Raw genomic sequence first — 4,868 nt, forward strand, 5'->3', positions numbered from 1 at the left:
GAAGGCCTGCGGCGCGGCGGCCCCCGCGCCGCGATCGCGAGGCGCGGTACAGGCATGCCGCGCCGCCGTTACTTCACGACCGCCCGCCATGCGGTTCGCGCGTAGACGAGCAGCAACGGCAGCAGCGCCAGCGCGAACAGCAGGCAGAGTGCCAGCACCCACACGGGCCACTGTTCCGGATTGCCTTGCGCCCAGTAGCGATACGGCACGCTGAGGAATGCAACTTCCATCAGCAGCGCGCCGAGCGGCACGAGCCCGTTCAGCACCGCCGCCACGCCGAAGCGGGCCGCGCCGTCGATCTTCTTCCCGGCACCGTACGCCGCGATCAGGTAGACGAAATACCCGATGATCGCGACCATCACCGTGCCGCCGGCCAGCAGCCCGATACTGCGCAGGCTGCGCTCGTGCCACTGATGGGCGCCCTGCGGCAACACGACATCGACCTTCTCGCCGATGTCGGGCACGGCGCCCGAGCGAATGTTGCCCGGTAGCGTGATACGTTCGCCATCCGGCATCACGGCTTCCAGGATCGACGTGTACTTGATGCACCGGTACGACGAGGTTCGTCCCGAGCTGTCGCGGCGCTCGCAGGTGTCCCACTCGGACTGGTAGGACACGACGGTCGCTTCGTATGTCGGCGACACCGCCAGTGCGTAGAGCTCGTCGCCGATCCAGTACGCGAACGGGAACGACAGCGACACCAGGCAAAAACACACGAGCCACCAGAACGCGACCGCGCCGCCGGCCCCACGCTTGCCGCCCGTCTGGCGGCGCACCATGCGCGACGCGAGCCAGTAAGCGACCACGCCGAATACCACCACGCACACCACGAAAACCTTGCCCGCATGCGTCAAAGCCATCTGCCCTCTCCCCGCTGGCCGGTCGAATCGCCGCCGGCCGTGTTGTCATCCAGATCAATCGTCGCGCACCGCCCGTCGACCGCTACTCCGGCTCGCCGACGAAGCGCAGCGTAGCCGATTCCCCCGACAGCAACGCGCGATTCGCGTCTGCCGCCGCGCGCAGGTAGTCCCACAGCGCGGTCACGCGCCGCAGCTTGCGCAGATCCTCGCGGCACGTCAGCCAGAAACACCGCGTGACGACCACGTCGTTCGGCAGCACGGGCACCAGCGCCGGCTGCGTGGCCGCCATGAAGCACGGCAGGATCGCCAGGCCGCCACCCTGCAGCGCCGCGAAAACCTGCGCGATCACGCTGGTCGTGCGCAAGCCCGCCGTCGCGCCGGGCACCGCGCGGTCCAGGTACAGCAGTTCGTTACTGAACGCGAGATCGTCGACGTAGCTGATGAACGCGTGCCGCGCGAGATCGTCGGTGCACGTGATCGGCGGGTGGGTCGCCAGATAGTCGTGCGTCGCATAGAGCCGCAACTGGTAGTCGCACAGCTTCGTGACCACGTAAGGCCCGCGCTCGGGCCGTTCGAGCGTGATCGCGAGATCGGCCTCGCGCTTGGGCAGGTTGACGAAATGCGGCACCGGCAGCAGGTCGACCGTCACGTGCGGATGCGCGGCGCGGAACCGCGCGAGCTGCGGGGCGAGGAAAAAGCAGCCGAACCCTTCGGTCGACCCGATCCGCACGTGGCCCGACAGCGCCTCGCCGGTGTTCGCGACCTGATCGCACGCGGATTGCACGGTCGTCTCCATCGCGTCCGCATACGCGACGAGCCGTTGCCCTTCGGCCGTCAGCGTGAAGCCGCCCGAGCGCGACTTGTCGAACAGCAGCGTGCCCATCGCGGCCTCGAGCGCGCGGATGCGCCGCGCGACGGTCGTGTAGTCGACCCCGAGCCGCTTCGCGGCGCCGCTCGCGCGCTGCGTGCGCGCGACTTCGAGGAAAAAGCGCAGGTCGTCCCAGTTCAGGTTGCCGGAAACCGGCTCGGTGGCATGTCGCATCGGCGAGGGAAAAAAGGCGGGCGTCTCCGGGCCGGCCGTCGATGTGCATAAATGCATATCCAACCGGTTTCTTTATCGGTACATCATGAATCTGCGCATAACTATACTCGACCGTGACCTGCGGACCATGAGCCGCGGGCAATAAAACCGGAGACACCATGCAGACCCGATCCACCCTCGATGAGCATGCGACCATCGCGACGCCGGCGCCCGAGCGCACCGCGAAGCACTACCTGCTGGCCGGCTGGGCCAGCATGGCCGGCACCACGATCGAGTGGTACGACTTCTTCCTGTACGGCACGGCCGCCGCGCTCGTGTTCAACCGCATCTTCTTCCCGTCGCTGGACCCGGTCGTCGGCACGCTCGCCGCGTTCGGCACGTTCGCGGTCGGCTTCATCGGGCGGCCGATGGGCGGCATCGTGTTCGGCCACTTCGGCGACCGCATCGGCCGCAAGTCGATGCTGATGATCACGCTGCTGCTGATGGGCGTGCCGAGCATGATCATCGGGCTGATCCCGTCGTACGACAGCATCGGCTACTGGGCCGCCGCGCTCCTGATCGCGATGCGCTTCCTGCAGGGCATGGCGGTGGGCGGCGAATGGGGCGGCGCGGTGCTGATGGCCGTCGAGCACGCGCCGAAGGGCCGCAAGGGGCTGTTCGGCAGCCTGCCGCAGACGGGCGTCGGGCTCGGCCTGATCCTGTCGTCGGTGGCGATGGCCGCGGTGGCCGCGCTGCCGGAAGCCGACATGCTGTCGTGGGGCTGGCGCGTGCCGTTCCTCGCGAGCATCGCGCTCGTCGGCCTCGGCTGGTTCATCCGCGCGAAGGTGCCGGAATCGCCCGACTTCGAGAAGATACAGCGCCAGGGCAAGGCCGAGAAATCGCCGGTGACGGCCGCGCTGCGCCGCCATCCGCGCGAGGTGCTGACGATCGTCGGCGCACGCGCCGCCGAGAACACCTGGTTCTACATGGTCGTCACGTTCGCGCTCGCTTACGCGACGCAGCAGCTGCACCTGCCGAAGGCCGAGATGCTGCACGCGATCACGGCCGGCGCGGCGCTGTCGCTCGTCACGATGCCGCTGTGCGGGCATCTGAGCGACCGCATCGGGCAGCGCCGGATGTTCGCGATCGGCCTCGTGCTGATGTGCGCGTTCGCCGCACCGTTCTTCATGATGCTCGGCACGCAGCAGACTTCGACCGCATGGTGGGCGATCGTGCTCGGCCTCGGCGTCGTGTTCCCGATCCTCTATGCGCCGGAATCGCTGCTGTTCGCGCAGCAGTTCCCGGCGGAAATCCGCTACAGCGGCATCTCGCTGTCGGTGCAGCTGGCCGGCGTGATCGGCGGCGGTTTCGCGCCGATGATCGCGACGTCGCTGCTCAAGGCCGGCGGCGGCCAGCCGCACTACGTGATCGCGTACCTCGTCGGCTTCGGCGTGTTCGCCCTCGTGTGTACCGCATTGATGCGCCCGGCGCGCGCCTGAGCACGCCGGCCGGCATTCGCTCTTCAGTTCGTCCTGTCGCCCGCCGCGCCTGCGCGCGTGGCGGACGCAGGGCCCCTTTCGTCATCGCACATCGTTTCCCCGGAGAGTTCCATGAACGCCGCAGTTCCCCAGACCACCCTCGCCCTGCCCACCGCCAAGCTGCTGATCGACGGCACGTTCGTCGAATCGCACAGCACCGAGTGGGGCGACATCGTCAACCCCGCGACGCAGGAAGTTATCGGCCGCGTGCCGTATGCGACGCTCGACGAGGTCGATGCCGCGATCGCGTCCGCGCAGCGCGCATTCCAGACCTGGAAGACGACGCCGATCGGCGCGCGGCTGCGCATCATGCTGAAGTTCCAGGATCTCGTGCGCCGCAATCTCGAACGGATCGCGCACACGCTGACGGCCGAGCAAGGCAAGACGCTGCCGGACGCGCAGGGCGACATCTTCCGCGGCCTCGAAGTGGTCGAGCACGCGTGCTCGATCGGCACGCTGCAGCAAGGCGAATTCGCGGAGAACGTCGCGGGCGGCGTCGATACCTACACGCTGCGCCAGCCGATCGGCGTGTGCGCCGGCATCACGCCGTTCAATTTCCCCGGGATGATTCCGCTGTGGATGTTCCCGATGGCGATCGTGTGCGGCAACACGTTCGTGCTGAAGCCGTCCGAGCAGGACCCGCTGTCGACGATGCAGCTCGTCGAGCTCGCGCTCGAGGCCGGTGTGCCGCCAGGCGTGCTGAACGTCGTGCACGGCGGCAAGACGGTGGTCGACCGCCTGTGCACGCACCCGGACATCAAGGCGATCTCGTTCGTCGGCTCGACGCGCGTCGGCACGCACGTGTACAACCTCGGCAGCCAGCACGGCAAGCGCGTGCAGTCGATGATGGGCGCGAAGAACCACGCGGTCGTGCTGCCCGATGCGCACCGCGAGCAGTCGATCAACGCGCTGGTCGGCGCGGGCTTCGGCGCGGCCGGCCAGCGCTGCATGGCGACCTCCGTCGTCGTGCTGGTCGGCAAGGCGCGCGACTGGCTGCCCGATCTCGTCGACAAGGCGAAAGCGCTGAAGGTGAACGCGGGCGCCGAAGCCGGCACCGACGTCGGCCCGGTCGTGTCGAAGGCGGCGAAGGCACGCATCCTGTCGCTGATCGACGCCGGCGTGAAGGAAGGCGCGACACTGCTGCTCGACGGCCGCGACGTGAAGGTGCCCGGCTACGAGCACGGCAACTTCGTCGGCCCGACGATCTTCTCGGGCGTGACGGCCGACATGTCGATCTACACGGAAGAAATTTTCGGGCCGGTGGTGGTCGTGATGGAAGCCGACACGCTCGACGACGCGATCGCGCTCGTCAACCGCAACCCGATGGGCAACGGCGTGGGCCTGTTCACGCAGAGCGGCGCGGCGGCGCGCAAGTTCCAGAGCGAGATCGACGTCGGCCAGGTCGGCATCAACATCCCGATCCCGGTGCCGGTGCCCTACTTCAGCTTC

The 4,868-nt window shown here is 68.1% G+C and carries 4 protein-coding genes; 2 read left to right on the forward strand and 2 right to left on the reverse strand.

Features of this window, described 5'->3' with window-relative positions; translation table 11 throughout:
• Positions 1-68: 68 nt before the first annotated feature.
• Both JMF90_RS24195 and JMF90_RS24200 read right to left on the reverse strand, forming a co-directional pair.
• On the reverse strand, positions 69-860 hold the full coding sequence (locus JMF90_RS24195) for a hypothetical protein (RefSeq protein WP_011548013.1): 792 nt from the start codon (positions 858-860) through the stop codon (positions 69-71).
• Between the two features lie 82 nt (positions 861-942).
• Positions 943-1,902, reverse strand: coding sequence for a LysR family transcriptional regulator (locus JMF90_RS24200; protein ID WP_011548014.1), 960 nt, complete (start codon positions 1,900-1,902; stop codon positions 943-945).
• A 158-nt stretch (positions 1,903-2,060) separates the two neighbouring features.
• On the opposite strand from JMF90_RS24200, the gene JMF90_RS24205 reads away from it, so the two are divergent.
• Complete coding sequence (locus JMF90_RS24205) at positions 2,061-3,380, forward strand: MFS transporter (protein ID WP_011548015.1); 1,320 nt, start codon at positions 2,061-2,063, stop codon at positions 3,378-3,380.
• A gap of 111 nt (positions 3,381-3,491) precedes the next feature.
• The coding region (locus tag JMF90_RS24210) for a CoA-acylating methylmalonate-semialdehyde dehydrogenase (RefSeq protein ID WP_201325515.1) at positions 3,492-4,868 on the forward strand (1,377 nt) is incomplete at its 3' end.

Source organism: Burkholderia sp. E168m23, assembly GCF_016586125.1.
GTDB classification, from domain to species: Bacteria; Pseudomonadota; Gammaproteobacteria; order Burkholderiales; family Burkholderiaceae; genus Burkholderia; species Burkholderia orbicola.

What these genes read in the sequence shown, in the direction of transcription:
- JMF90_RS24195 (WP_011548013.1), bottom strand. Translation starts at nt 860, where the DNA reads ATGGCTTTGACGCATGCGGGCAAGGTTTTCGTGGTGTGCGTGGTGGTA.
- JMF90_RS24200 (WP_011548014.1), bottom strand. Translation starts at nt 1,902, where the DNA reads ATGCGACATGCCACCGAGCCGGTTTCCGGCAACCTGAACTGGGACGAC.
- JMF90_RS24205 (WP_011548015.1), top strand. Translation starts at nt 2,061, where the DNA reads ATGCAGACCCGATCCACCCTCGATGAGCATGCGACCATCGCGACGCCG.